Annotated in this window: 25 protein-coding genes; 16 read left to right on the top strand and 9 right to left on the bottom strand. The window is 64.0% G+C overall.

Going from position 1 to position 26,048, the window contains the following annotated elements:
• On the bottom strand, positions 1-2,273 hold a 2,273-nt coding region (locus NK214_RS22200; RefSeq protein ID WP_253315549.1), incomplete at its 3' end, for an ATP-binding protein.
• A gap of 140 nt (positions 2,274-2,413) precedes the next feature.
• On the opposite strand from NK214_RS22200, the gene NK214_RS22195 reads away from it, so the two are divergent.
• The 16 genes from NK214_RS22195 (at position 2,414) to NK214_RS22120 (ending at position 17,654) form a co-directional block, all read left to right on the top strand.
• A complete protein-coding gene (locus NK214_RS22195) occupies positions 2,414-3,016 on the top strand; it encodes a response regulator (protein WP_199225856.1) in 603 nt (200 codons plus the stop codon).
• A 171-nt stretch (positions 3,017-3,187) separates the two neighbouring features.
• Positions 3,188-4,153, top strand: a complete 966-nt coding sequence (locus NK214_RS22190) for an alpha/beta hydrolase (protein WP_253315548.1) — start codon at positions 3,188-3,190, stop codon at positions 4,151-4,153.
• A 128-nt stretch (positions 4,154-4,281) separates the two neighbouring features.
• Entirely contained in the window at positions 4,282-4,962 is a 681-nt protein-coding gene (locus NK214_RS22185; protein WP_253315547.1) for a hypothetical protein, read from the top strand.
• Between the two features lie 130 nt (positions 4,963-5,092).
• Entirely contained in the window at positions 5,093-5,803 is a 711-nt protein-coding gene (locus NK214_RS22180) for a fimbria/pilus chaperone family protein (protein ID WP_371926306.1), read from the top strand.
• Positions 5,804-5,911: 108 nt separating this feature from the next.
• Positions 5,912-8,302 carry a fimbria/pilus outer membrane usher protein gene (locus tag NK214_RS22175; RefSeq protein ID WP_253315545.1) on the top strand — a complete coding sequence of 797 codons (2,391 nt, stop codon included), beginning with the start codon at positions 5,912-5,914 and terminating at the stop codon, positions 8,300-8,302.
• A gap of 15 nt (positions 8,303-8,317) precedes the next feature.
• On the top strand, positions 8,318-8,872 hold the full coding sequence (locus tag NK214_RS22170) for a hypothetical protein (protein ID WP_253315544.1): 555 nt from the start codon (positions 8,318-8,320) through the stop codon (positions 8,870-8,872).
• A gap of 396 nt (positions 8,873-9,268) precedes the next feature.
• Positions 9,269-9,652: a hypothetical protein gene (locus NK214_RS22165; RefSeq protein WP_253315543.1), complete on the top strand. Its 384-nt coding sequence runs from the start codon at positions 9,269-9,271 to the stop codon at positions 9,650-9,652.
• Positions 9,653-9,811: 159 nt separating this feature from the next.
• Complete coding sequence (locus tag NK214_RS22160) at positions 9,812-10,525, top strand: hypothetical protein (RefSeq protein WP_253315542.1); 714 nt, start codon at positions 9,812-9,814, stop codon at positions 10,523-10,525.
• Between the two features lie 514 nt (positions 10,526-11,039).
• Entirely contained in the window at positions 11,040-11,246 is a 207-nt protein-coding gene (locus tag NK214_RS22155; protein ID WP_227103914.1) for a hypothetical protein, read from the top strand.
• A gap of 185 nt (positions 11,247-11,431) precedes the next feature.
• The gene (locus NK214_RS22150) at positions 11,432-12,760 is read left to right on the top strand and encodes an amidase (protein ID WP_253315541.1); all 1,329 of its coding nucleotides are present in this window, start codon (positions 11,432-11,434) and stop codon (positions 12,758-12,760) included.
• Between the two features lie 266 nt (positions 12,761-13,026).
• Entirely contained in the window at positions 13,027-13,338 is a 312-nt protein-coding gene (locus NK214_RS22145) for a DUF1484 family protein (protein WP_253315540.1), read from the top strand.
• A 291-nt stretch (positions 13,339-13,629) separates the two neighbouring features.
• Complete coding sequence (locus NK214_RS22140) at positions 13,630-13,962, top strand: hypothetical protein (RefSeq protein ID WP_107799146.1); 333 nt, start codon at positions 13,630-13,632, stop codon at positions 13,960-13,962.
• Between the two features lie 51 nt (positions 13,963-14,013).
• Positions 14,014-14,637 carry a thiol:disulfide interchange protein DsbA/DsbL gene (locus NK214_RS22135; RefSeq protein WP_158274268.1) on the top strand — a complete coding sequence of 208 codons (624 nt, stop codon included), beginning with the start codon at positions 14,014-14,016 and terminating at the stop codon, positions 14,635-14,637.
• A gap of 170 nt (positions 14,638-14,807) precedes the next feature.
• On the top strand, positions 14,808-15,971 hold the full coding sequence (gene zapE, locus NK214_RS22130) for a cell division protein ZapE (RefSeq protein WP_227103908.1): 1,164 nt from the start codon (positions 14,808-14,810) through the stop codon (positions 15,969-15,971).
• Positions 15,972-15,983: 12 nt separating this feature from the next.
• Positions 15,984-16,565: a uracil-DNA glycosylase family protein gene (locus tag NK214_RS22125; RefSeq protein ID WP_253315539.1), complete on the top strand. Its 582-nt coding sequence runs from the start codon at positions 15,984-15,986 to the stop codon at positions 16,563-16,565.
• Between the two features lie 192 nt (positions 16,566-16,757).
• Complete coding sequence (locus NK214_RS22120; protein WP_253315538.1) at positions 16,758-17,654, top strand: alpha/beta fold hydrolase; 897 nt, start codon at positions 16,758-16,760, stop codon at positions 17,652-17,654.
• Positions 17,655-17,854: 200 nt separating this feature from the next.
• Here NK214_RS22120 and NK214_RS22115 read toward each other — a convergent pair whose 3' ends face one another.
• The 8 genes from NK214_RS22115 to NK214_RS22080 form a co-directional block, all read right to left on the bottom strand.
• Entirely contained in the window at positions 17,855-19,129 is a 1,275-nt protein-coding gene (locus NK214_RS22115; RefSeq protein ID WP_107799141.1) for an MFS transporter, read from the bottom strand.
• A 138-nt stretch (positions 19,130-19,267) separates the two neighbouring features.
• Complete coding sequence (locus NK214_RS22110; protein ID WP_253315537.1) at positions 19,268-20,227, bottom strand: PDR/VanB family oxidoreductase; 960 nt, start codon at positions 20,225-20,227, stop codon at positions 19,268-19,270.
• A 51-nt stretch (positions 20,228-20,278) separates the two neighbouring features.
• Entirely contained in the window at positions 20,279-21,301 is a 1,023-nt protein-coding gene (locus NK214_RS22105) for an aromatic ring-hydroxylating dioxygenase subunit alpha (RefSeq protein WP_253315536.1), read from the bottom strand.
• 19 nt (positions 21,302-21,320) lie between these two features.
• Complete coding sequence (locus tag NK214_RS22100; protein WP_107799138.1) at positions 21,321-21,551, bottom strand: recombinase-like helix-turn-helix domain-containing protein; 231 nt, start codon at positions 21,549-21,551, stop codon at positions 21,321-21,323.
• 27 nt (positions 21,552-21,578) lie between these two features.
• Positions 21,579-22,553, bottom strand: coding sequence for a VOC family protein (locus NK214_RS22095; RefSeq protein ID WP_227103898.1), 975 nt, complete (start codon positions 22,551-22,553; stop codon positions 21,579-21,581).
• Between the two features lie 104 nt (positions 22,554-22,657).
• Positions 22,658-24,136: an aldehyde dehydrogenase gene (locus NK214_RS22090; protein ID WP_107799136.1), complete on the bottom strand. Its 1,479-nt coding sequence runs from the start codon at positions 24,134-24,136 to the stop codon at positions 22,658-22,660.
• An 8-nt stretch (positions 24,137-24,144) separates the two neighbouring features.
• Positions 24,145-24,975 carry an aspartate dehydrogenase gene (locus NK214_RS22085; RefSeq protein WP_253315535.1) on the bottom strand — a complete coding sequence of 277 codons (831 nt, stop codon included), beginning with the start codon at positions 24,973-24,975 and terminating at the stop codon, positions 24,145-24,147.
• 4 nt (positions 24,976-24,979) lie between these two features.
• Entirely contained in the window at positions 24,980-25,954 is a 975-nt protein-coding gene (locus NK214_RS22080; RefSeq protein WP_256477532.1) for a thiamine pyrophosphate-binding protein, read from the bottom strand.
• Positions 25,955-26,048 lie beyond the last annotated feature (94 nt).

Here is a 26,048-nt window from a genome sequence, read left to right as displayed (position 1 = left end):
GCCGGGCCGGCCGCGACGGCGGGCGGCTCGGCAGCCGGCGCGGCGGCGCAGGGCGGCAAGGGCAGGGTCACGACGAAGGTGCTGCCCACCCCGGGAGTGGAGGTGAATTCAATCGTGCCCGCCAGCAATTCCGCCAGTTTCTTGCAGAGCGACAGGCCCAGGCCGGTGCCGCCGAAGCGGCGGGTGATGGAGGCGTCCGCCTGGGAAAACTCGGTGAACACCTGGTCGTGGTACTCGGCGGGGATGCCCACGCCGCTGTCCGTCACGCCGATGCGCACCGGCGAATCCGCGCGGTCGTCATCCTGCGGATAGACCTCCAGCAACACCTCGCCGCTGAGCGTGAACTTGATCGCGTTGCCCAGCAGATTCAGCATGATCTGCCGGACGCGGCCGGGATCGCCCAGATAAGCCGGCGCCAATTGCGCGTCTATCATGCAGGAGAATTCCAGGCCCTTGGCGCGGGCCAACGGCTCCATGCTGGCGGCCGCTTCGCGGCCGAGCGCGGCCAGATCGAAGGGAATCCGCTCCACGCTCATCAGCCCGGACTCCACCTTGGACAAGTCCAGAATGTCGTTGATGATGGCCAGCAAGGCCTGGGACGAATGATTGGCTACCGCCAGGCGCTGTTGTTGCGGCGCGGCCAGTTGGGCGCGGCCGAGCAAGTCCAGACTGCTGACGATGGCGTGCAGCGGGGTGCGGATTTCATGGCTGACCATGGCCACAAAGGAAGATTTCGCCTGGCTGGCCGCCTCCGCTGTTTGGCGCGCGCTTTCCAGCTGGCGCTCCAGCGCCTTGCGCGGGGTAATGTCCACCACATTGCACAGCAGAACCCGGATGCCCTGGTAATGCGTGGCCATGGTGGTGCTGTGCAGCTCCATGGCGCTGCCGTCCGCCAGCTCAAACTGGATGTCCCGGTGGCAAGGCGTGGTGCCGAGCGGGGACGCGGTCTGGTGGGTGTCCAGCAACTGCAGGTGCAGGGAGGAGCGGGCAATTGAACCCATCCGCGTCCATTGCCGCATCACCTCGTTTTCCAGCAGCACCGTGCCGTCCGAGATGGACAGCAGCGTCAGGCCCGAGGGCGCGGTGTCCACCATGATGCGGTTCAGGTTCTCGCTTTCAAAAATGCGCTGGGCGTTGGAAAAAGCGGGTTTGAAGATCTTGCGATCCAGCAACAGAATGAAGGTCCATAAGCAAGTCAAGGCAACCAGCAGCGTGCTGAGATCAATGATCAGCGGCAGCCTCAAATCATTCAGCAGGCTATACCATGGGAAGACTTGAATATGAACCCAGCCCGGGGTGGGCAGACGGGCGCGGAGGATGAACAGGCCGTCGCGATACTGGATATCGGATACCGCGTCGTTGATTACGGGCAGGTCCATGGCGCGGAGCCTTGCGATCAGCTTCACGCCTTGCTGCGCTTGCCAGCCAAAGCTGATGTGAAGCGGCCCCATAGGACTGGCGAGCAAGGTGGTTTCATCGCTGATGTCCGGCCGCCAGGTATTCAGCAAGTTATCGATGCGGATATCCCTGACGAACACGGCGACAGGCGCGCCGTCCACCACGGCGGCCTGCGCCAGACGGATGGCGGGCCGGCGGGTCAGCGGCGCGGCGACGGCGGCCAGCCAAGCCGGCTGACGGCCGGCTTGGCCGTTGGCGGCCGTTGGATTGGGCATATTGGTGAAAGTCCTTTGCCAGAGCGTTTCTTTGCTGCCTAGCTGGGCGGGCGCCGCAGAGGAGAAGCTGGGGGAGATAATCGCCAGAAACCGCTGGTCCGGACTATACAAAGAAACGGTTACCGATTTTCTCAACTCGCAATCGCCGCCGCACATCGCGCTGGCGGCATGTTCCGCCAGCGCCAGATAAGGCTCGAAACGGGGGGCCGGGTAGGGGGCGGAGAGCTTGCCCAAGGCCAGCATCGGAGGGTGAGCCTGGGAGGCTTGCAGCCAGGCTTCCCCATTCTGCGCGGTGAATTGGCGCTGCAGCGCCGGGCTGGCTTTGGGCAGCGCCTTCCATGCCGTCTCGGCCTGGCTAACCTGGTGGTGGAGATCGATCGCATGCCCTCTGAGCAGTACCTTCAGCGTCGTATTTTCCGCATCGAACATCCGGTGCCGGTCCGCCAGCATTTCCTTGCCGGCCAGCCAGAGCGTCAGCAAGGTCAAAGCCAGCAGCGCCAGAGAAATGGCGACGCCCCCGCCAAACAAAGTAATGCGCTGGATGCGCCGCAGGCGGCTTAGCGGCTGGCTTTGAGGGGAGGGCTGGCTTGAGTTGCGCATACGGTTTTCGGCGTGGGGTTTGGCTGGGCGGTTGACCATTTTCAGGATATTTGCTTAGCTATAAAAATAGAATGTCTTGAAAACAATTGTTTAAATTTCATGTGAACGACATGGCGACAGCGGAAATAAAAGTCTTCTTAGTGGATGATCATCCCTCGGTGCTCAGCGGCTTGGAGCACGCCTTGCAAGGGCAGCGCTCCATCCGCGTGGCGGGCAAGGCCAATAGCGCCACCGCTCTGTGGGACATGCTGGCCAGCCAGCCTTGCGACGTGCTGGTGTCCGATTACTCCATGCCCGGCTGTGAATCCGGCGACGGCGCGGCCATGTTCGAGCGCTTGCGCCGGCTGTACCCGGAGCTGGGCATCGTGGTGCTCACCATGATGGACAACGCCCTGGTGGTGCGCTCGCTGCGCGGCCTGGGCATTCACTGCATCCTGAGCAAATCCGACGCCATCGAGCACCTATTGCCGGCGGTGTACGGCGCCATGGCCAAAACGGCCTACTTCTCCCCGGCGGTGGAGCGTTTGCTGGAGGCCGACCACCTGGCCCAGCCCGCCGACAAGCGCGCCTTGACCGCGCGCGAAGCCGAAGTGGTGCGGCTCTTCGTCGCCGGCCTGACGGTGAACGACATCGCGGCCAAACTCAAGCGCAGCAAGCAAACCATCAGCACCCAGAAGGCCAGCGCCATGCGCAAACTGGGCGCGGAGCGCGACGCGGACCTGCTGCTGCTGTTCAAGCCCTGATACCTTCCTTTTCTCCCGGCGGCCCTTTCTTGGTGCCGCTTCCCCGCCGCGGGTTCCCGCGCATCCTGCGTGTCTGCTAAGGCATAGGCCGGCCAGTATAGTCGTTTTAAGGTGTGATCCCCGCCGCGCGGCGCGCATTTCGTACTGGTCAAATATCCCCCCGCACCGAGCATGGCTAAGCTGCCGGATTGGATTTCGCCTGGGCCTGAAAGACGGCAGACAGGCGAGCATGGCGTTTATATTGAACTGGGTGCTCTGTTGATGGCGGGTGGCGTTTCAAAGTCTGGTGTGCGCATGGGCGCGTTTAAAAGAATCCTGGCCTTGTTGGCCGCCGTTTTGCTGGCGCTGAGCTTATGGGAGCTGGCGCAGCGATACTTCATCCTCAGCCCCTCGTATCAAACCGGCAAAACCCCGCAAGATTACGGGGTGACTTACCAGGAAACCTGGTTGCCGGTCGCCAAGACGGAAGGCGGCGGCCTGGTGCATGCATGGTGGTTGCCGGCCGAATCGCCCGCCGCGCCGGCGGTGCTGTTCTTGCACGGCAACGACAGCACGCTGCACACCGATGTCGATTTAATCCTCAGCCTGCGCCGGCTGGGCCTGGCGGTGATGGCGATCGACTACCGCGGCTACGGCGACGGCGCCTGGTATCTGCCCTCGCAGCGTTCGGTCTACACCGATGCCAGGGTGGCCTGGCAGGCCTTCAAGAAGCTGGCGCCGGAGGCGTCCAAGCACTTGGTGTACGGCCACTCGCTGGGCGGGGCCATCGCCATGGATATGGCGGCGGTGTCGCTGGGCGTGGACGGGGTGATTATCGACGGCGGCTTCTTGTCCGTCGCGGACATCGCCAAATCCTATACCGCCTCATGGCTGCCGTTTGACGCGCTGATCCGCCATAACTTCTCCTCCTATTCCAAACTGCCGGCCATTGCCGCGCCGAAACTATTCATCCATTGCTCCGGCGACGAGGTGGTGCCGATGGAGTTGGGCGAACGCCTATATCAGCTCAGTCCTCAGCCTAAAGCCAAGTTGTTTATGCAAGGGGGTGATCATGATGCTTGTTATCGGCGTGATAGTGCTGCGTGGGGTGGTGCAATTAAGGGTTTTTTAAAAAATGCTGAATCTTATGAGTCTTGAATAGGGCGCTTCAGTGGTGTTTTATGTGAAGTTGAATGGTTTTTGTTGGTTTAGTACTGGTCAGATGTTTTGTTTTGAACTAGAGGAGTACAGTATTTGCTCCTATTAGTTTTTATATTGAGATTGTTATGTTGAATTCAAAAGGTGTGGTTTGTGTGGCAGCTACCTTCTCTATTTTTTGTGCGGGTCTGGCTAAGTCGGAAGGTCCATTGGCGCATGGGCAGTTCGTTTTAAAAGGCACTATTGAGCCGGCGGCTTGTGCAGTGGAATTTTCTGGGGATTCGGTTCAAGATTTTGGAGTGATTGATTCAAAGAGCTTGCAAGGAGGGGAGGGGTTTTGGGCGAAAACTGGTAGCCCTATGCCTTTTAAGGTAAAGTGCGATGCTTTGCAGCAGATGTCTGTTAAATTTTTGGATAGTAATGCCGCCTCCGTTCATGACGAAGTTACAGTGAAGGAAGACAAATTTGGTCTAGGTTTTATTGGGGATGCTAAGGTGGGGTATTTCAATTTTACTGTTTCGGATGCTCATAATAAGGTGAAGGCTGACGGTGAGGAGATGGTTGCGGTTAATTATGGTAGGTCTAAAACCAATGAGGCCGGCTCTTGGAAGCTGGAGCCTACTTCAGACAAGGTTTTCGCTGAGCATTATTATACACCTATAGCGAAAGGTGATGCCTCAGCAACTCCTGTGGACTTTAAGGAGTGGTATTCTGCGGTGAAACCTACTATTTATATTGATAGGAAGTTGGCGGTAAAAGATAAGGCGGAGTTCGAAGGTATGGTGACATTGGAGTTGCATTATCTTTAATGGTTTTTGAGTGATTTTATTGGTGATGCACAAATGTCTGGTTTGTGAAAAATAGATGTTTTGCATGAAATAATTTGACACCCCGGTTGCATAAATTTATGTGCGGGGTGTTGTTTTTGAGAGTGTGTGTATGTACAAGTTGAGAGAAAAGGCAGCAGTGGGTGGGTGTATGGTTATGTTGGTGGCTGCTGCTAATTGTATGGCTGGGGGTATGGAGCCAGAGACCTCAATCTTGTTGCTAAATGAAGCCGACACGGCTGGCGCCATATTGTTGAAAAACACAGATGAGCGGCCATTGCTTCTGTACTCGAAGATTGAAAATCTGCCGGAGGATGGGGATGAGAAACCGCTGGTGATGTTGACGCCACCGGTGGCGCGGGTTGAGGCTGGAGAGAGGCAGCAGGTACGTTTTATGCTGCAGCTTAAACAACCCTTAAAAACGCAGCGTTTGAAGCGAGTAATTTTTGAGGGGATACCACAAAAATCAAGAGCGGATCGAGCGCAAGTGGCGATTGCAGTACGGCAAAATCTCCCTTTGGTAATTCATCCAAAAGGCTTGTCGGAAAACCGCGAGCCATGGAAATTATTAAAGTGGTCTTTGAGTGACGGCCAACTGACCTTGGCTAACGACAGCCCTTATGTGGTCCGGATGGCTCAGGTCGTGAATCTCCAGCCGCAGGGCACCGCGGTGCAATTGGAGCGCAGCTATGTGTTGCCGGGGCAGACGCTGTCGTTTCCGGTTACGGATACCGGGGCCGAGGCAGTCAGGCTGTACCCGGCTACTCTGTACGGCTTTAGCGTGGACAGCTACGACGCGCCGTTGACGGCCAAGGCCGGCTAATTGGCGGTTTGGCAAGAGCTCCCTGCCTATTGTGGGCGTGGGGAGACGTGGACGGGCACTCAGCTGCCGGCGAGGCCCTGGAAACGCCGGCCGCTGGCGGCGGCCCTGTTGCTGGCCTTGGGCACGACGCCGTCGCTGGTGCTGGGCGCTGAGGCGGCTGAAGACATGATGTTCAACGCCGATGTTTTGCGCGCGCGCGGTCTGGACCCGGCCTTGGCCGAGTACTTCCGCGGCAAGCCGCGCTTTGCCGAGGGGCGTCAGCCAGTGAGTTTGTCGCTCAATGGCGAGGCATTGGGCGAGGTGGAGGCGGAGTTCGACGCGCAAGGCCAGCTGTGCTTCAGCCCGGCCTTGCTGGAACAGGCGCGTTTGCAAGGTCCGCCCCCGGATGAGGCGGAGGGCGTCTCCGTGGCGCCGGCCTGCTACGACTTTGTCGGCGCTTGGCCGCAGACCCAGGTGCAGCTGAACCCCAATCTGAACCGAGTGGCGCTGTTGGTGCCCACCGCGGCCATCCTGCCGCAGCCGCAAGAAGAGATTCAGCTGGAAAGCGGCGGCGTCGGCGGCATGCTGAACTACGACCTCAGCGCGAGCAGCTATCAGGGCCTGGGCAGCGGCAGCCGCAGCTTATCGCTGGACACCGAGGCCGGCGTCAATATTGGCGACTGGATTGTGCGCAGCCGCCAGTTCTACTACTCCAATAACGGCCAAGGGCAGTTCAGCGATCTGGGCGCTTATGCCCAACGCTCCTTCGTCTCCCTGCGCGTGCGTCTGCAGTTGGGTGTAATCAATGTCGACAGCCCGCTGTTTGCCGCCGGCCAGTTGCTGGGCGCGCAGTGGACGCCGGAGAGCGGCCTGGAGCAGAGCGGCCCCGGCGCGCGGGTGGAGGGCGTCGCCAATAGCGTGGCGCGGGTGGAGGTGCGGCAGGCGGGAGTGTTGATCCATATTGCGCAAGTGCCGGCCGGGCCCTTCTCTTTTGACCATATCCGCCTCAACAACCGCCATGTCGATCTGGAAGTGACGGTGGCGGAGAGCGACGGCGGCGAGCGGCGCTTCACGGTGCCGGCGGCAAGCCTGGCGCTGGATGCGGCCGCGCCGCTGGGCTATTCGCTGGCCATGGGCCGTTTGCGCGACTATGCCGACGATGGCCTAGAGCCTTTGCTGCTGACCGGCTCCGGCAGTTGGGCGCTGGGACAACGGGCGCACGGGAGGCTGGGCGCGCTCGGCACGCCGCAATACCAGGCCCTGGGCCTGGGGGCGGATGTCGGCCTGGGCGTCGACACGACCTTGAGCGCGCGCGGCGTGGCCTCCATGGCGCGGGAAGAGGGCGTGTTTGGCCATCAATCCAACTGGGCGATGAGCACGCGGATGAGCGAGGCGATGAGCGCCTCCTTGTCGGCCTCGTTTCAATCCGAGGGCTACCGCGATCTGGGCGAGGCGACGACGGCTTATGGTCGAGAGCAAGCCGGCCAAGCGCGCAAGCGCCGTCCCCGCGCCCAGTATTCCGCCTCCCTGGGCTGGAACCATCAGCGCGCCGGCAGCTTCCGGCTGTCCTATTCCACCAGCCGCAGCTTTGACGGGCATGTCAGCAGCCGCTGGCTGGGCAGTTGGGGCAAGTCTTTCAAGCGGATGTCGCTGAATCTGAACGTGGAGAACGGCCGCAACTCCTTTGACGGCCGCCGTTATCAAGCCTGGTATCTGAACTTCAGCCTGCCGCTGGAAAAACGCCGCATCAACAGCACGGTGCGCAGCAGCGGCGGCGACACCAGCCTGAATACCTCGGTCAGCGAAACCGTCAACGAGTATTGGGGTTATCAGTTGAGCGCGGAACAGAGCCGCCGCGGCACCGGGGTGAGCGCCAATGTCAACGTGCAGCCGCGTTACGCCAGCGCCCGGCTGGGCATGGGGCAGAACTACGCCGGCCGCCATTTTTCCGCCGGGCTGAGCGGCGGCCTGGCCTTCCACCGCGACGGCGTCACCGCCTCCCCGGCGCAAATCCAGGACAGCTTTGGCGTGTTGTCCACCGGCAAGGTGTCCGGGGTACGGGTCAACACGCCGGGCGGCGCGGTATGGACCGACGCCGGCGGCCGCGCGGTGATCCCCAGCTTGACGGCTTACGACGTCAGCCGGCTGGAAGTGGATGTGAAAAGCCTGCCGCGCACGGTGGAGCTGAAAAACGGCTACAAGGAGTTGAAAGTCAGCCGCGGCGCGGTGCGTCATGTGGAGTTCGACGTGTTCCAGACCCGCCGCGTGTTGTTGGAGGTCAAGGATAGCTTGGGCCAGCCGCTGAGCGCCGGCGGATCGGTGCTGACGGCGGACAACCGTTTCGTCACCACCGTGGTGGAGGGCGGCAAGGTGTTTCTGGACAATGCCGAGCCGGGGCAAGTTCTGACCGTGACCACGTCCAACGGCAACCGTTGCCAGCTGGATTTCGCGCTGCCGGAAACGGCGGACGAGCAGGTGTTTTACGAGCAGTTGGACGCGGTGTGTCGGGCGGAAGCCTGAGTGGAGAATGACTTGATGAAAGTAATGATTAAACGAGCGGTTTGCCTGGCCGGCCTGTTTCTGTGTCAGACGGCCTTGGCCGACAACTGCGTGATGCGCTTGAGCGGCGAGCAGTTGGATTACGGCGTGTTGAACAAAGGCCAGTTCAAGAGGGCCAAGTCCGGGGTGTTGGCCTTGGGCAAGCGGCGGATGACGCTGAGCGTTCAATGCGAGCAGCCAAGCGCCATCCGGCTGCGGCTGGAGGCGGAGCCGGCCGCCAAGGGCATGGCCTTGTGGAACGGCAAGGGCCACTACCGGATGAGCATGGGCGCGGCGCAATTGGACGGCCAGCCGGTGCTGCTGGCCGCCGTGCGTACCGAACAGGCGGCGCTGGAGCAGGCTGCGGCGGAGGTGGCGGTGGACGCCGAACATAAAATATGGGCGGTGGCGGACGGCAAGCCGGCGTGCGGCAAGCTGTTTACCGCGCAAATCTGGGTGGACGCCCAGGTGACGGCCGATACGCTGCGCGCGCGCGATGTGGAGCATTTGAGCAGCGGCGGGCGCCTGTTGCTGGAGAGGGACGACCGTTAAAAAGCGGTTAATAAAAATCGGCGTTACGGCTGAGGCAAGACCCGCCACCGCCGCATCAGGGGTGTGTTAGCCGCTCCAGGCGTCGTTCCTGTTTGGCCGGGCTTGAACCGATTAAGCGCTTGGGCGGAGCCTGACTTTTTCTCCGCCCACTGATGTCTCAAGCCTGTAGGGCCGCCAACGGATTCCCCATCCCGCCTTGCGTCTGCCGGGCCTTGCTGGCGAGAAGAGAACGCTGTCAAAAACGGTATCGATATGAAATATCCTTTGCTGCCTTAATTTAGTACCCGTCCTATTAAAATCCGGAAAAATTAAGCGTAGCGTTGCGCCTAGCATTATTCCTGGCCGCGAGGCATGTCAGTTGTGATTTCGGCTTGTCTCGCTCTTGCTGGCCAGGTCATGAATACGCTCTTAGGCAAAGGTATAGAAATCATGCTGAAGTCATTCCAGGTCACAGTCGACGACTCTTTACTCAACGCGTTTTCCCATGAAAACCAGCACATTCAGCTAAGCATCGGCATTGGCCATCATAAAGTCAGCGACATCACCTTAAGCCAGGGCGATATTGAAGGCATTGTCACCCATAGCGCGGCTTTTTCGGTGGAGGGGATCAAGGCGGACAATGGAATGACCACCATTGTCTTGCAGCTGTCCTCAGGTCTGTGTGAGCAGGATATCTTGAAGTCCATGCATGCCCCATGGCGCGCGTACTCATTGCCGACAGAAGCGCGTAAGTCCCCTCAGCACATCATGCTATCCGGAGCCTCTGGAGATCATTGGTAGGTTTACGTCTGCCAATACCATAGCCGCCGATCAACATCGGCCTTGGGGGACAAGCCGGCGCGCAGCCAGTTTGAGCCTGACGCGGCGCTGCTTGCCGGAAGGCGTTAGCGTATTCGCCATAGCGGTTTCGCCGTTAAACCACCTAATTTGGGGCTCTATATGAATATCTTGCTATTGTCGGCCTTTCCCGCCGAATCCGCCCTGCTGTCGCAACAGCTGTCCGCCGCGTGGGAGCCTGAGCCCATGCTCGGCGCTTTGTCCTGTCGCAGCCTTCAATACAAGCTCCACCAGCTTTATCTGGCCGAAACCGGCGTGGGCACGGAAGACGCCGCCTTGACCACCCAAGCCGTGCTGCTGCAACGGGATATCGATCTGGTCTTGTTGCTGGGGACTTCAGGCGCAGTGGGAGATCATTGGGAGATAGGCGATGTCGTCGCCGGCAGCAAAGTCGTGCAGATGGATCTTTACGGCATCGACAAGATCCTGAAAGGCACGCTGTTTGAATCCTGTCTGTTTAACAGCAATACCCATGCTCCGCTGGAGACGGAATGGGACGTGGACCGCTATTGGCTGGAGAAGCTGACAGCGCTGCCTGGGGTGAAGCCGGGGCTGATCTTCAGCAGCAACCAGTTCCCAGTCCCTTCCTCCCTTTTTCCCTTGATGTTGGAGTTGGGAGGCGGCGTGATTGAGATGGAAGCCTCCGGCGTGATGCGCGCCGCCCGCCGGCTGGGCTCCACGCCGGTGCTGGTGCTGCGGGCGGTCAGCAATATCATTGACAGCCGATGGCACGATACGGGTACGCCCGAGCATGGCATTGAGTTGCGCGCGGAGCGGCTGTCCGCCGCCGTGTTGAAGCTGCTGTCCGCCATTTGAAGCTTGCCAAGAGGCTGTTCAAAGTCCCGCTTTGGCTTGCCGGGCTTTGAACCGCTTCTTCATTTCCCCCGTTTGATCTCCCGCCTGGCCGGGCGGCCGTCTCCGGCTTGACGCTCCGCCCCCGTCTCAGTACTCTTTGCCTCGCGCTGCGCCAAATAACGCCGCGCCGGGCAGGCAAGCCTATTAATTCCATTGTTCGCAGACCCGCAGAGTCCGCCAGGACCCCGCACGTCTGTTGCCACGCACTTGCATCTGGGCAGGGCGTGGCAGGGAGCTCCTCTGGAGCTGCCGGTCTTAACAATGGAACCGGTCTTGCCACCTTGTCACGCTCCTGCTCGTATCCGAGCAGGCTTCCAAAGCTGACTTGGAGACTGCAATGACTCCTTCTGATTTTTCCCCCGCTTTTGCCAAACCACCCCCGGCCACTTGCCAAGAACGCCAGTACTTGCTGTCCCAAACCGCGTTTGCTTGCGCGCAGGCCTTGAATTGCTTCACTGTATTGCGTTCCGCGCTCATGGCGATCCAAGCCAAGCGCAGCGGCAGCGAACCGTCCCATCTGCAATTGTTGGCGCGCCTCTCGCTTGAGGTGCTGGACGATTGCGCCGCCCGCCTGCAAACCCTTTACATCGAAACTGATGAGGCGCTCAAGACCGCGCCGCCCGCGCCGGCCCATTCGGAGGCCGCCGCCGCGTCGTGCTTGAAGCCGGACGCCGCCCGTTAAACAAGGGCGGCCCGCGCCTGCGCGCGGATTTCACATTTTCACGAGGAGTTCACTTTAGCCATCGCATGTAGTCGGGAGATCGTCATGTCGCAACATCATGAGTTTGGGGCGCGCCGCAGCCGGGCGTCGGTGGAGAAACCGCAGGGGAGAGATGCCCGCCGCGTCAACGCCGGGGAGGGCACGGCATGAAAGCGACCGTGATGCAGTTGCATCGGGATTTGCAATTGGGCAGAACCAGCAGCGTGGCGCTGACGGAGCAGGCGCTGACCGTCATCGCCGGCCATAGGGCGGCAGGAGGCGCGGCGTTTACCCATGTGGACGCCCAAGCTGCGCTGGCCGCCGCCCGGCACATCGACGCCGTCGGTCTCTATCCCACGCCGCTGGCGGGTCTTCCCCTGTCGGTCAAAGACCTGTTCGACGTCCAGGGCCAGATCACCACCGCCGGCTCCGTGGTGCGGAAGCAAAATCCGCCGGTGCAGCAGGATGCAACCGTGGTGGCGAAGCTGCGCGCGGCCGGCGCGGTGCTGCTGGGGCGCACCAATATGAGCGAGTTCGCTTGCTCCAGCCTGGGCTTGAATCCGCATTACGGCACCCCGCGCAATCCCGGCGATCCGGAACGCGTGGCGGGCGGGTCCAGTTCTGGCGCGGCCGTCAGCGTGGCCCTGGACATGAGCGTTGCCGCGCTGGGCTCGGACACCGGCGGCTCGGCGCGCATTCCCGCCGCCTTTTGCGGCCTGGTCGGTTTCAAGGCCACGGCGAAGCGGGTGCCGATGCAGGGCTGCCTGCCCTTGTCGCCGTCGCTGGATTCCATCGGAACGCTGGGGCGCTCGGTTTCTTGCTGCGCCATCCTGGACGCGGTGCTTTGTAGCGGCTGGACGCCCTCTCATGCGCGCGGTCAGCCCCCCGACGTGAAAAAACGCCGGCTTTACGTGACCGAAGACTATCTTGCCGAGCATCTGGACCCCGCCGTGGCCCAGGCTTTTGACGAGGCCCTGGCGCGTTTGTCCCAGGCCGGCGCCCGCATCATACGTTTCGATTTCCCCGAGCTTGGCTGGATAGCGGACATGGACGCCCAGGGCGGGCTGGCGGCGGCCGAGGCCTGGCACGAGCATGGCGAGCGGCTGGAGAGCGAGGACGGCGCTTACTACGACCCGCGCGTGGTCCGACATCTGCGGCAGGGGGCCGGTCAGAGCGCAGTCAGGTATCTGGAGCTGCTGGAGCGTCGCCGCACGCTGCAAGCCGTCGCCGCGCATCGCCTGTCCATGGCCGACGCCTGGCTGATGCCCACGGTGGCGATTCTGCCGCCCAGGCTGGCGGAGCTGGACGACGACGAGGACTACGGCCGTTTGAACCGGCTGGCTCAGCGCAACAGCGCTGTGGCCAATCTGCTGGACGGCTGCGCGCTCAGCCTGCCGCTGACGGCTCAGATCGGTTTGAGCGTGTGCGGGCTGCATGGCCGCGACACCCATACTCTGAAAATCGCCGCCGGCATTGAGCGCGTGTTGGAGTGTTGAACCGGGCCGGTTCAAGGTCTGGCGCGCGAGAGGGAGACAAGGCGAAAACGGCTGAAGAAGCGGAGTGCGCAAGTGGGGCATGAGCGTTCTGAAGCCGGCACTCATCATGCGATGTGGCAGACGTTGAACAGGTTCATTAAGAGCCGCGAACAAAACCTCGCAGAGAACCTGAGCCAAGGCGCGCCGACGCAGGCCGTACAAGTCGTACGGCAAGGAGGCGCAACGCAGGATCAGGGGTTTTGTTAGCGGGTCTAAGGAGAACGGTGATGAAAGGCCAATTACCCATGATGGAGCAACTGAAGCTGTTGAACCAGGATTTGCTCGACGCCCAGCCGGATCAGCACGCGCTGTTTCATCTTGGCCGGCAGATGGCTTTGCAGTGCGCGGAGATGGACGCCTGCCTGTTGCAGGGCTTGATGGAGATCCGCTCAGCCCATATCGGTTTGCAAGCCATTCTGACCGTGCTGCAACGCCGCGACGAACCCTTGCTGTTCAGCAGCGAGGAGGCGGCGGCCTTGCTGGAGCCGGTGCAGCAGCGGCTGAGCCAGGGCTTGAACGTTCTTAACCGCCTGGTTTGAGCCCCGCCGCGGCGATGCGCGCGCAACAGCGCGTCGGGGCCGGCTTTTCGTACTGGTCAGATATTTTTTGACGGCGCGCTTGCGCATACTTGCCTCATCTTGTGCGGCGCCCTGCCGCATAGGGTCTCACGCCGATCCCCCGGTGTTGAGCTGCCTAGTGTCTATTGCAAACCCATTATGTTTGCCTCCCTCTCCCTGCGTGGAGAGGGATATTTTTTTAACCGGAATCCCGCTCCGGCCTGTCGGCACGAGCTGATCGCGCCGTTTGCGAGCCATCTGCTAGGAGAAAGCATGAACTTCAATATGAATGTCGCCCAGTTCCAGCACAAATTGGCCGAAATGGAGGAGGAAAACCTCATGTTGCGTTTGCAGCTGGATGTTTACCGCGATGAGTTGTTCAAAAAGTACGAATCGTTTCTCGATGAGAAGTTGACGTCGGAAATGGACAAAAAACTGAGCCTGGACGTACGCAAGGCGGAGGCGGACATGCGCCAGAAAATGCAGGAAGAAATCAAGCTGTTGAGGGAAGAGTTGCAGCGCCTGCGCTCGCTGGGCAAGACCGAGCCCAAGCTGAACAAGGTGGAAAAGACGGCCGAGGTGCCGACTTTGCTGGCCACGGCCTGAATCTGACTGGGCCGGCCGGCCGGCGGCGGATTCCATATGAGCGGAGTTTTCATGAGAGCATTTTTGCTGTTGTGCTGGTTTTTATTGGCCTTGGGCGCGGCGCAAGCGCAGCCGACGGTGGGCAAGGATTATCTGGTGCTGCCCAAGCCGCATCCGGTGTCCAGCGGCGACAAGATCGAGGTGGCGGAGTTTTTCTCCTATCCCTGTCACTATTGTTACGCTCAGGACGCCGCGATCACGGCCTGGTTGAAGGCTCAGCCCAAGGATGTGAACGTGGTGCGCAAGCATGTGGTGTGGGGCCGGCCGATGGAAGGCTTCGCCCGGGTGTTCGCCACCCTGAACGCCGCGGGTTTGGCCGATCGTTTGCATGTGGCCGCCTTCCGCGCGGTGCAGCACGACAAGATCAATCTGGGCAAGGAGGCGGAGTTTGAGAAATGGCTGCGCCGCCAGCCGGGCGTGGACGCCGCCAAGACCATGGCGGTATACCATTCCTTCGCGGTCAAAGCCCAGGTGGAAGCCGCCGCCAAATTCACCAAGGATTACCGGATTAGCAGCACGCCCATGCTGGTGGTGGACGGCAAATACGTGCTCGCCGCGGCCCAGCCGGTGCAGACGCGGAAAGTGCTGGACGCGCTGCTGGCCAAGGTGAGGGCGCAAAGAAACGGCCAGGTCTGAATGTTTCGACAAGCGGTTCAATGCCGCATCGCCATGCGCGGCGGGCATTGAGCCGCTTCTTGAGAGCACGCAGCCGCCTTCTCGGGCGGCCGCATCGTTTTTGCCCGCAGGTCCAAACGGGGTATGATGGCGGACCGTATCGTTTATCGCGTTTGCACACTCCGCCGCCCATGTCCCAGCATACTTTCTCCCCGGATGGGAACGCCCATCTCAGCCCCAAGGCCTGGTATCAGGCCGCCAGCGAAAAACCCGGCTTCATCCACGACGCGGCCCAGGCGGCGGCGATCGAGGAGCTGGACCTGCTGTGGCATCAGCTGGTGGAGTTCAAGAACAAGCGCAACCGCTTCCTCGGGCGCAGCCTGCGCAGCCCGGACGTGCCCAAAGGCCTGTATTTCTGGGGCGGGGTGGGGCGAGGCAAGAGCTTTCTGATGGACGCCTTCTACGCCTGCGTGCCTTACCGCCGCAAGCGTCGTATTCATTTCCACAATTTCATGGCCGAGGTGCACCGCGAGTTGCGCGCGCTGGCCGGCAGCAAGGACCCCTTGCTGGCCTATGCCGACAAGATCGCCCGCGACACCCGTCTGCTGTGCTTCGATGAATTCCACGTCAGCGACATCGCCGACGCGATGATGTTGGGCCGGCTGCTGTCGGCGCTTTTCGAGCGCGGCGTGGTGCTGGTCACCACGTCCAACTACGCGCCGGACGGCCTCTATCCCAACGGCCTGCAAAGGCAGAACTTCCTGCCCACCATTGAACTGATCAAGCGCGAGCTGAAAGTGCTGAACGTGGACGGCGGCAACGATTACCGGCTGCGCGAGCTGACGCGCGAACCGCTGTTCATGGTGCCGGCGGACGCGGCCAGCGAGGAGAAGATGGAGCAGCTGTTCCAGCGCCTGAGCCACGGCGTGGAGCAGAAAAAACGCGCCATCGAGGTGCTGGGCCGCGAGATTCCGGTCAAGCGCCTGGCCGCCGGGGCGATCTGGTTCGATTTCCTGGCCTTGTGCGACGGCCCGCGCGCGCAGACCGATTACCTGGAAATCGCCACCGAATACCATACCGTCTTCGTCAGCGGCATCCCCAAGATCACCGCGCGCGAGGCGTCCATCGCCCGCCGCTTCACCTGGCTGGTGGACGTGTTCTACGACAACCGCGTCAAGCTGGTGGCCTCCGCCGCCGCCGAGCCGGAACAGCTGTACACCGAGGGGCTGCAGGCCGGCGAATTCTTCCGTACCGCCAGCCGGCTGACCGAGATGCAATCGCGCAGCTATCTGGAGCTGCCGCACCAGTCCGTCGGCCAGACCCACGACCAGCCGCCGGTCGGCGTGGTGCTGTAAACGGCCGCGGACATGGACGCCGCCGGCCTGCTGCAAGCCGTGCGCGCCTGCCGGCTGTGCGCGGACAGCCTGCCGCACGGCCCGCGCCCGGTGCTGCAATGGCATCCGGACGCGCGCATCCTGATCGCCGGCCAGGCGCCGGGGCGGCGCGTGCATGCGTCCGGCCTGCCGTTCGACGACCCCAGCGGCGAGCGGCTGCGTGATTGGCTGGGCGTGGACAAGACGGTGTTTTACGATGAAACCCGCATCGCCATTCTGCCGATGGCCTTCTGTTATCCCGGCACCGGCCCATCCGGCGATCTGCCGCCGCCGCCGCAATGCGCGGCCGCCTGGCGCCAGCCCCTGCTGGCCGGCCTGCCGCATCTGCAATTGACGATTTTGCTGGGGCAGTACGCGCAGCGCTACCACCTGCCGGGCCGCTATCCGCGGCTGACCGAGGCGGTGGAGCGTTGGCGCGAACACTGGCCGGCCTTGCTGCCGCTGCCGCACCCCAGCCCGCGCAATCAGCTGTGGTTCCGCCGTCATCCCTGGTTCGAGGCCGAGCTGCTGCCGGCCTTGCGGCAGCGGGTGGCAGAGGTGCTGGAGCGCGGCTGAGAAGCTGTTTACGATCTGCTGCGCGTCGGCGGGATGGATAGAAATGGGCGTTGAAACCGAGCTCAAAATGCGCATGTACCACCTGTACATTCCGCTTTTTCGCTCGTTTTCGCCTTGTCTTGTCTTAGCTCGCGAGATCGTAAACACGTTCTAAGCACTATTCACCATCGATGTTTCTCCAAGGAGGCCGCAATGTGGCGACGCTGGATCTGGAACGGCAAGCAATGGTTGTTTGACTGGGGCGTGCGCCAGCAGCGGCGCTGGGCCGGCTTGAGGCCGCGGCGGCTGCGGCTGGAGCAGGGCGAGTTGAGCTGGCTGGAGCGTCCGGCGCCGGCCGGCGCGCCTACGGTGCTGATGCTGCACGGTTTCGGCGCGGAGAAAGACCATTGGGCGATGCTGGCGCGCTGCCTGCCCAAGACCTTCCGTTTGATCCTGCCGGATTTGCCCGGCCACGGCGACAGCATGTCCGGCCTGGATATCAGCTACCGGGTGGAGGCGCAGGCGGACCGGCTGCGCGTTTTCCTGGAGGCCTGGGGCGTGGAGAGCGTCCATCTGATCGGCAACTCCATGGGCGGCGCCATCGCCGCCAACTTCGCCGCGCGCTATCCGCAGTCGGTGGCCAGTCTGACCCTGCTCAACGCCGCCGGCGCCGGCGTCAGCGCCAGTGAAATGGCCGAGTCGTGGCAGCGCAGCGGGGACAACCCGATGCTGGACATGACGAGCGCGGACGGGGTGAGGGCGATGCTGGACTGGGCGATGTACCGGCCGCCGCCGGTGCCCGGCTTCGCCATCGAGGTGACGGCGGCGCGCAAGGCGGAACGCGCCGAGGTGGAGCGCAGGATTTTCGACGATTTGTTCGACAGCGTGGATCAGCGGCCGGTGCTGGCGAGCATCCAGGCGCCGACGCTGATTGTCTGGGGGCGCGAGGACCGCATCCTGCACGTGGAGGATGCGGACTGCTTCGCCACCGCCATCGCCGGCAGCGAAAAGCAGGTGCTGGAGCAGGTGGGCCATCTGCCGATGATGGAACAGCCGCGCCGGGTGGCCGCCCTGTGGCTGGAGTTCGCGCGGCGGCGGGCCGGCGTCTGAGAGCCTGCTTACGATCTGCTGCGCGTCGGCGATACGGCGTTGAAAGCAGCTTCAAAATGCTCATGTACCGTGTGTACACTCCGCTTTTTCAGCCGCAACGCCTTGTCTCGCCTTAGCTCGCGAGATCGTAAACACGCTCTGATATCCGGTTTACAAGCGCCGCGCGCGGCGCGCTGTTCCCATTCCGACGCCGGCAGGCCTCAGACCGCCGGCCTGGCTTGTGTCTGAGCCGTCGCGACGGCGTCTCCGCGCAGCAAGGCCAGGCCGCAGGCGATCACCACCACCTGGGTGCCGATCAGGCTGGCGAAGCCCATGGCGAAGCCGCCGCCGCTGTCCCCGCTCAGGCTGATCAGCCAGCCCATCAACACTGGCATGAGGCCGGCCGTCAGCCCGCCTACGCCATTGGTGATGCCGAAGGCGCAGGCCACGTGCTCGGCCCGCGAGTAGTACTGGACGGTGCTGGGAATGGCCGGGCTTTGCAGTCCCCAGCACAGCCCGGCGGCGGTCAGGCAATAGGCGGCGGTGTAGCGGTCCGCGCTGTTGATGGCCAGCAGCACCGCCAGCGCCACGCCCATACTGGCGAAGATGAAGATCAAAGGCACGCGGCGGCGCGGGGTCAGATCCAGCAGCAGGCCGCCCAGCAGCACGCCCAGCACCACCGCGTATTGCGGCAGCGAGGCCAGCCAGCCCATTTCACGCAGGGAGAAGCCCCGGGCCTGCTGCAAATAGGCCGGCAGCCAGTTGCTGCTGCCCCATAGATAGGCGAGAAAAGCGGCGGTGAGCAGGGTCATGGTCAGGATGTGGCGGGTGTGGAAGGCCCCCCGGAACAGATCGGCCACGGTGGCGAGCGCGGCGCGTGGGGACTCCGGCCGCGGCAAGGCGGCGTAAGAGAGGGGCATGCGCACGAAGGCCAGCACCAGCGGCACGCCCAGCAGCACATTGAGCAGACCCAGCAGGTGGAAGGACGATTCCCAGTCCAGCAGCGCCACGGTGTAGCCGATCAGCGGATAGCCGACCGCCAGCCCGAGGCCGGTGCCCATATTGAACAGGGCGTTGGGCTTGCCGCTTTCCCCGCTGTCGAAGTGGGCCTTGATATAGGAGGAGCCCAGCGCGAACAGCGGCCCTTCGGCGAAGCCGAGCAGCGCGCGCGACGTCAGCAACATGCCGTAGCTGTTGAACCAGGGTGAAACAAAGGTGATCAGCCCCCAAAGGCACAGCCCGTAGATCAGGCTGCGGCGCACGCCGAACAAAGCGGCGCAAAATGGGGTGAACAGGATGGCGGACAGGCCGTAACCGGCCATGAAGGCGGTGGCCAGCAGCCCTTGCGCGCCGCGATCGTGCACGGTGATGCCCAGGTGGCGCAGAAAGTCGTTCTGGGTGATCAGCACCGCGATATTGATCCGGTCGACGTAGGAAATGGCGACCACCAGGAACAGCGTGGCCACGCCCAGCCAGCGTTGATTGCGTGTGTTCATTGCTCTTTCTCCTATTGCGTGGGGCGGTCTTGTCGCCGCTCGAGGCGCGCCGGCAGCGGGCGCAAAGGCTCCCCGCCGGCCCGCTTGGGGCCGGTTGTGGTGAAGGGGGAGACCGTCGCGCCCATCGCGGGCGCGCGTTTAGAGATCCAGGACCAGCTGCCGGCTCTTGCAGCCGGAGACGCAGATCATCATGGTGTTGCCGGCCCGGCGCTCGGCCGGGCTCAGCACCGAGTCGCGGTGCTCCGGCTCGCCGTCCAGCACCCGGGTTTCGCAAGCGCCGCAAATGCCTTCCCGGCAGCTGCAGTCCACCTTGACGCCGTGGGCCAGCAAGGCGTCGAGCAGGGATTGGCCGGCGGCCACATTGAGCTTGCGCCCGCTTTGGGCCAGCACCACTTCGTAGGGCGCGCGCTCGGCGGCGTCGGCCTGCGCGGCGGGCTTGGCGGCGAAGCGTTCGATATGGACATGGGGCAGGGCCAGGTCCGCGCATATTTGCTCAAAGCTGTCCAGCATGGGGCCGGGGCCGCAGCAATAGAAATGGCTGTCGGCGGGGAAGCGCTGCAGAAAGCCGGCGAGCTTGGGCGGGCAGCCGGCTTCGGCGTCGATATGCCAGTCTATCGGCTGGCCGCCGCGGGCGATGTCGTCGGCCAGGGCCGCCTGTTCGCGGGCGCGGGCGCAGTAGAGCAGGCTGACCGGCCGGCCCAGTTCGCGCATCCGCGCGTACATGCTGTAGATGGGGGTGATGCCGATGCCGCCGGCGATCAGCACGGTTTGGCCGGCGCTTTCTTCCAGCCGGAAATGATTGCGGGGCGCGGAAGCCGGCAGTTCCGCGCCGACGCGCAGCTGCTGATGGATGTAGAGAGAGCCGCCGCGGCTGGCGCGGTCCAGCTGGACGGCCACCACGTAGGCGCGCGGCGCGCAGCGCGGCGTGACCAGCGAGTAGCTGCGCGCCATGCCGTTGGGCAGGTGCAGATCGATGTGGGCGCCGGCCTCGGCTTGCGGCAGCGGGCCGCCGTCCGGCCGGGCCAGCTCCAGGCTGAGCACGCCGTCGGCTTCGCGACGCATCGCCTCCAGGCGCAGGGTGAGCAGGGTTTGAGTCATGGCGGGATCTCGTTGCGGGCGCGGAGCGGCATGGCCGCTCCGACGCGGGGTTCAGCCTTGAGCGGCGGCCATTTGTTCGGCGGCGAGGCGGCGCAGATAGCGGCGCTGACGCACGATGCCCATATCGTGTTGGTACAGGAACTCCCGGTCCCAGGCGTCCAGCTCCATGTTTTCCAAGGCTATACGGTCTTGTTCCAGCACCTGCCAGTGGCGCGCCTCCAGCCGGTTTTTATACAGAAAGCGCCAGGTGTCGCGCTGCCAGCCGCTGACCTTGCGGCAGCGCCAGAACACCACGGCGCACAGTTCGCGGCTGATCGGGGTGTACATGCCGATGATGGTGAAGTTGCCGCCGGGGCCGCCGGTCTTGGGATAGGGGATTTCCAGCCGGTGCCACATCGCCGTGCCGTCGTCTATGAGTTCGGTCCAGTCGAAGTTGACGTTTTTTTGGCCGGTTTTTTCAAAGACGAAGCCTTGCTCCAGGTCCCGGATGGCGAATTCGGCCTGGCTGGCGCCCTCGGACATGGTGTGGGATTGCTTGTGCAGGAAGGCGCCGTGCATCGGGTCCATCACATTGTCGGCCACGTAGCGGTAGTCGTTGCCCCATTCCACATAGCAGGGAAAGTGGCTCCATTCGTCGGAGTTCAGATACTCCGGCAGCCGCAGCGGAGGCGGCGCGTCCACCTCTTGGCTGGCGTTGTAGATGAAGATCATGCCGGCCTGCTCCTCCACGTGAAAAGCGCGAGCGGCCTTGGCGCCTTCCAGCTTGCAGCCGGGGCTGCCCGGCACCCGGGTGACGGTGCCGCGGCAGTCCACCTCCACGCCGTGATAGGCGCAGCCCAGGCGGTCTCCCAGCACAAAGCCCATGGACAGCGGCGCGCCGCGGTGCGGGCAGTGGTCTTCCAGACAGTGGACCTTGCCGTTGGCCGGCTCGCGCCACAGCGCCAGCTTGTATCCGAGGCGACGCAGGCTGACGGCGCGGTCGCCGACGAAGCGGGACGGACAGACCATGTGCCAGCGGTCTTTGAGGCCCTTGGCCAGATAGGCGTCGATTTGTTCCATGCTGAAATCGCTCATGATGTTCTCCTCGATGGGTTTATTGAGCCAGGCGCGCCATTTCGGCGCGGAACAGCGCTTCGTTCCAGCTGCCGCCGTTGGGCGCGGACGGGCCGTGCTGGTTCAGGTGGGCAAGCAGGGCGTTCAGATCGTGGATTTCCTGCGCGTAAGCGCGCTCCAGGGCGTCGCCCAGCAGATCTTCGTAAGGCGTGGGGGCGGTTTGCTGCGCCTGGCGGGGCTCCAAATAGCGGGATGGGATGACTCGGCTCATGGGGTTCTCCTTGGGACGGGCTGCGGTTTAGCGGTCGGTTTCGCCGGTTTTGTCGGTGAGAAAGCCCCGGCGCGGCGTCTCTGCGTGTTTGGGGCGGCGGGTGTGGCCGTCCAGGCCGCCGGTCACCGCCCATTCCGCGAAGCGTTCCGGCCCGGGCTCGAAATCGCGCGGCTGCCAGGCTTCGGTCAGTTCGTCCTCGTCGCTGTAGTACTCGACCAGGCCGCCGGCCGGGTTCTCGAAGTACCAGAAGTAGGCCGAGGAGATGGGGTGGCGGCCCGGGCCCAGTTCGGTTTTCCAGCCGAGCCGGTCCATGGCCAGGCCGCCGCCTATCACTTCGTGTATGTCGCGCACCGCGAAGGCCACGTGGTTGAGGCCTTTCTTGCCGCTGGGCAATTGCAGCAGGAATAGGTCATGGTGGCCGCCGCGCGGCGCGCAGCGCAGGAAGCTGCCGCGTTGCGGGTATTGGTCGGACAGGGCGAAGCCCAGCCGGTCGCAGTAAAAGCGCACCATGGCTTCGCGCTGGTCGACGAAGAGCACCACATGACCCACTTCTATCGGTTGGGCGCGTTCGTAAACCGGGGCGCGCTGATCCACGCGCGGCCGTTCGCTCCAGCTGTTGAAGCGGGCGCAGTCCAGTTGCAGCGGGCGCTTGCGGCTGACTTGCAGCGCGATGCTCAGGCCGCAAGGGTCCTGGCAGCGCAGCCGCTCCGCTTCGCGCCGGAAGCCGGGCAGATTGCGCAACTGCGCGGCGTATTGATCCAGATCGCCGGCGCTTTCCACGCCCCAGACCACTTCCACCAAGGTGGGCCCTTCCTCCAGGCCGGCGGGCAGTCCGGGCAGGTCCGGATGGGAGACGCGCACCACGCAGTCGTTGAGGCTGCGGAATTCCAGTTGCTGATCGCTTTCCCGCTCCAGGCGCAGCCCCCAATCCAGGAAAAAACGTTTGCAGGCGGCCAGATCGGCCGCGCGATAGTTCACTTCGTCTATGCCAAGCACCGCCATGGCGGATCCTCCTCTTGTTGTGAAGCCGGTGGAATGCGGTTTGGAGCCGCTGGCAAAACCGCGTAGAGAGCCTGAGCCCAGCTAGGGGTTTTGTTCGCGGACTCTTAGTTGGTCCAGGGCAGCGGTTCCGGATTCAGCCCCCAGTACACGCCTTTCTGCTCCATGTATTGCAAGATGCCGTGCCGGCCTTTTTCGCGGCCCAGCCCGCTGTCGCGCCAGCCGCCGAAAGGGGTGGCCGCCGAGAACTGCTTGTAGGTGTTGATCCATACGGTGCCGGCCTGCAGCGCGCGCGCCAGGCGCCAGGCGCGCTGCGCGTCGCGGGTCCAGACGCCGGCCGCCAGCGCGTAGACGCTGTCGTTGGCCTGGGCGATCAGATCGGCCTCGTCGTCGAAGGGCAGCGCCGCCAGCACCGGGCCGAAGACTTCGTCCCGGCATAGCCGCGCCTGGTTGTCCAGGCCGTCGACGATGGTGGGCGGGTAGTAATGGCCGCGATCAAACAGGGCGCCGCGCGGACGCTCGCCGCCGCAGAGCAGGCGGCCGCCGTCCTCCAGCGCGCGCGCCACATGGGCTTCCACCTGTTCGCGGTGGGCGGCGCTGATCAGCGGTCCCATCTGGGTGAGGGGGTCGGCCGGGTCGCCCAGGCGCAAGCGCCGGGCGCCGGCCGACAGCCGGGCGATGAAGTCGGCGTACAGCGGGCGGGCGATGAAGAGCCGGGAGCCGGCGACGCAGGATTCGCCGGAGGAGCTGAAGATGCCGTAGAGCACGCCGGCCACGGCGTGGTCGAGGTCGGCGTCGGCAAACACGATGGTCGGGGACTTGCCGCCCAGTTCCAGCGAGACAGGCATCAGTTTTTGCGCCGCCAGCGCGGCGATGTGGCGGCCGGTGGCGGTGCCGCCGGTAAAGGCCACGCGCCGCACCAGCGGATGACGCACGATGGCGTCGCCGATCAGCGAGCCCTTGCCGGGCAGCACGCTGAGCAGGCCCTTGGGCAGGCCGGCCTGTTCGCAGATTCTGGCCAGCTCCAGCGCCAGCAGCGGCGTGGCCTCGGCCGGTTTCAGCACCACGGCGTTGCCGGCGGCCAGGGCCGGAGCCAGTTTTTGCGCCTCGCTGGCGATGGGGGAGTTCCAGGGGGTGATGGCGGCCACCACGCCCATGGGCTCGTGCAGGCTCAGGCTCAGATAATCGCCGCGCGAGGGGGTGACGCTGTCTTCCAGCGTTTCGCAGGCGGCGGCGAAGAATTGAAAGGTGTCGGCGGCGCTGGCCACCAAGGCGCGGGTTTCCCGGATCGGCTTGCCGTTGTCCAGTCTTTGCAACTGGGCCAGTTCTTCGGCGCGCGCGCGGATGCCTTCGGCCACGCGGTAGAGCACCCGCGCGCGCTGGTGCGGCTTCCACTGCGGCCAGCCGCTGGCGTCGAAGGCGCGTTGCGCGCCCTGGACGGCTTCTTCCACATCGTCCAGGCTGGCGGCGTGCAGACAGGCCACGGCTTCGTCGGTGGCGGGGTAGCGGCTGTGATAGAGATCGCCGCGGCCTGGCCGCCACGCGCCGGCAATGCAAATGGGCAGGGGGGAGGAGAGTGTGCTCATGATGGCTCCTAGATGGCGATGGCCCGGACATGGTTGAGCAAGGCTCGGACCACGCTGTAAACCGTGAGGGCGGAGGTTTTCGGATTGCCGGGCAGCGCTTGGCCTTGCAGGCTGAGACTGAGCTCGCCGAAGCCGCCGCGGGCGTCTATGCAATGCTGGTTGCCGTGGGCGGCCGGGTCGGCGTAGAGCCGGACCTGCACCCGGTCCAGGCCCAGGCTGGCCAGCGCCACGGTGGCGGCGACGTTGGCGTTCTTGGGAAAACGCCGCGCCGCTTCCCGCGCGCTGCCGGAGAAGATCAATTGCGCCTGACTCAAGGCCGCCAGATCCCAATCCCGTTCCGCCGGTGTGCCGCGCCAGGCCAGCGGCGGCTTGCGGCCGGTGTAGCTCACCTGTTCCAGCTCCCCCAGACGAGCGGCGGCCAGCGCGTCGATGGCGCCGACGGCGCCGGAGAGCAGCCGCGCTTGCGCGCCGCCGCGCCGGGCCGCCTGTTCCAGCCGTTCCGCCAAGCCGTCTTCGGTCAGCGCGCCGGCGGAGACGATCAGGCAGTCGATGCCGCGCTCCAGCGCTGGCAGCACGTGTTGGGCGACGGCGGCGTGGCCGGCGCATTCCACCAGCAGATCCGGCGCGGGCGCGTCCGGGTCCAGCGCGCGCCGCGGCCTCGCCTGCGGGGCGAGGCGGGCCAGGGTGTCGCGGACGCGGGCGTCGTCCGGCGCGGGCACCAGCACCTGACCGACGCGCAGGGCCGGCTCCGCCGCGATCCCTTCCAGCACGCCGGCGCCGACGGCGCCGCAGCCCACCAGGGCGATGTCCAGCACGGGTTTGGGATGAGAGCGGTCCATGGGCTCAGTCCTGTTGCTTGGTGGGCGGGCCGGCGAAGACGCTTTTGAAGCGGCCTATCGCCAGCATGTCGATTTCCAGCAGGAAGGGGCCGCTGTGCTCCAGCGCCGCGGTCAGCGCCTGATCCAGCTCCTCCAGCCGGCTGACCTTGCGGTGCGGCAGCCGCAGCGAGGCGCACAGCTGGGCGTAGTCCGGGGTGTGCAGGTCCACATAGCAGCGGCGGCCGCCGTAGTGGGCGTCCTGGATGTTCTTGATCACGCCGTAGCCCTGGTCGTTCATCAGAATCATCACCAGATCCGCCTGCTCCTGAACCGCGGTGGCCAGCTCGCCCAGATTGAGGATGAAGCCGCCGTCGCCGGCCAGGCCCAGGGTTTTGCGGCCGCTGCCGTAGGCGGCCGCGCCGATGGCGGCGCCTATGCTCATCGCCAGCCCCTGGCCGATGCCGCCGCCCAGCGCGTGGACGCCGGCGGTGGCGGAGAACAGCCGCAGCTGGCGGTTGCCCCAGGTGCTGTTGGAGACGGTGACGTCGCGCACCCAGTTGAAGTCGCGGCCGATGCGGCCTTGCAAGGTTTCCACCAGGCGGCGATAGGGGCCCAGCCCGTCCAGCAGCGCGTCCACGGCGGCCTGGCGCGCGCGCCACAGATCGGCGGGCAGGGCCGGGTCCACGCGCATCCGGCCTTCCAGCCGCCGCGCCAGCCCGTCCAGCGCCAACGCGGCGTCGCCGCAGACGAAGACGTCGTCGACGTAGCCGCGGCCTTCCGCCGCGGGGTCCGCGTCGATGCGGTACAAGGGGCGCGGCAGCTTGAGCTGGTATTTCAGGGTTTCATTGCCGCGCAGGCGGGAGCCGACCACCAGCATGGCGTCGCAGCTTTGATAGAGGGTTTCCACCGGCGGGTGCAGGTTGTAAGCGCCCAGGCTGCGTTCATCGTCTTCCGGCACGATGCCGCGCCCCTGGGTGCTGCTGACCACGCCAAAACCCAGGCGCAGCTAGCGCTGAGCCGCGTCCTCCGCGCCGCGCAGGCGTTTCTTAGAGCAGATCTTTGTGGAGCTCATAATGAATATATTTAATTTGCAC

The sequence above is a fragment of the Chromobacterium sp. S0633 genome, from assembly GCF_024158805.1.
Classification (GTDB): Bacteria; Pseudomonadota; Gammaproteobacteria; order Burkholderiales; family Chromobacteriaceae; genus Chromobacterium.
The sequence above is the reverse complement of the archived record's forward strand: the minus strand, read 5'-3'. Positions and strand labels throughout refer to the sequence as shown.